This window comes from Azospirillum sp. B506, from assembly GCF_000333595.1.
GTDB lineage: Bacteria > Pseudomonadota > Alphaproteobacteria > Azospirillales > Azospirillaceae > Azospirillum.
In genome coordinates this window covers 1-1170 of the sequence record NZ_BADK01001133.1, presented here as the reverse complement: position 1 = coordinate 1170, position 1170 = coordinate 1, and the positions used below count along the sequence as shown (strand labels likewise).

The window sequence follows — 1170 nt, the reverse complement described above, 5'->3', positions numbered from 1 at the left end:
CGTCCCCGCCGAGGCCATGGCGACGGCCGACGCGCGGACCCTGCCCGGCGATGTGGTCGCAGCCGGCTGGTTCCTGTCGAGTCTCCAGGCCCGCGCACCGCCTGCCGCCGGCTGAGCCGGCGCTCCCTCCCCTTTCCGTCCGCACTCCGAACGGCGCGTCCACCGCGTGGCATCCCAATGCCGCGGTCCATAGCCATGCCTGGAGCACTTGCGTGACGGACAGAATGCCCCGGCATCTCTCCCGCGGTCGCCTGCGGCCCGTCCGAGCAAACCAAGCCTCCTCCGTGCCGGGGATCCGCCACCTTGCGGACTCAATACAAACGGAAAGGATGGCGTGGCCGCCACCTCCCGCTCGCTGAACCCAGTCGCGCGGCCTTCGCCGCGAAACCATCCGCCATGACCGATGCCCCGCCATTGTCAGACCGACCGCCGCGCGCCGCCACCGGCCGCGCCGCGGCCGGCTGTCCACGGCAGACATCGCCGAACGATCCGGGCCTCTTCACACGGCTGCGCATCGGCGCCCTGGCCTGTCTGGCTCTGCTGACCCTGCAACTCCTGGCCGCCGGCCTGCCGCCGCCGTCCGCCGCTTCCGCACTGCCCTTTGCACCGCCCTTCGCGCAGGATCTGCTCGGAGACCGCATCGTCATCTGCACCTCCGCCGGCCTCGTCGTCATCGACCGGCGAACCGGCGAGCGCATCGCCGCCGAAACCGCGCCAGGACGGCGCACCGATGGGGTTCCCGTCGACGATGCGCATGGCGGGGCCTTCTGCCTGTTCTGCCTGCCGCTGCTGCACGGCAACAGCCAGACGCCGCCCCCCGTCGAATGCCCGGTGCCGGCGTCGCCCCCTGTCCTTTGGCGCCCCGTTCCCGCCTCCTCCGACACGCTTACAGGCCGGCCTTCGGGCAGCGCCTGGCCGCGCGGACCGCCGCTGCTCCCGCCCCCGTCTCCAGCGATCTGACCGAGCCGCCATCCAGACAACCGCGCCGGCCCGAAGGGCCGAACGCCCTCCCCTTGTCCGAAAGGACCCGACATGAGCATGCGAGGCGTCGGTGGAGCATCCGCTCCACCCTGCGATCCCTGCCGCCCGGCGGCCCGGTCACGCTTCTTCCCCTCCCGCTCTCCCGCACCATCACGGCGACCTTGCTGGTCAAGCTGTGCGTGGTGGTGG

Annotated in this window: 1 protein-coding gene; it reads left to right on the top strand. The window is 72.2% G+C overall.

Annotation, left to right across the window (positions count from 1 at the left end):
- Positions 1–396 precede the first annotated feature (396 nt).
- Positions 397–960, top strand: coding sequence for a hypothetical protein (locus tag I71_RS34430; protein WP_042704805.1), 564 nt, complete (start codon positions 397–399; stop codon positions 958–960).
- The last annotated feature ends 210 nt before the right edge of the window (positions 961–1170 follow it).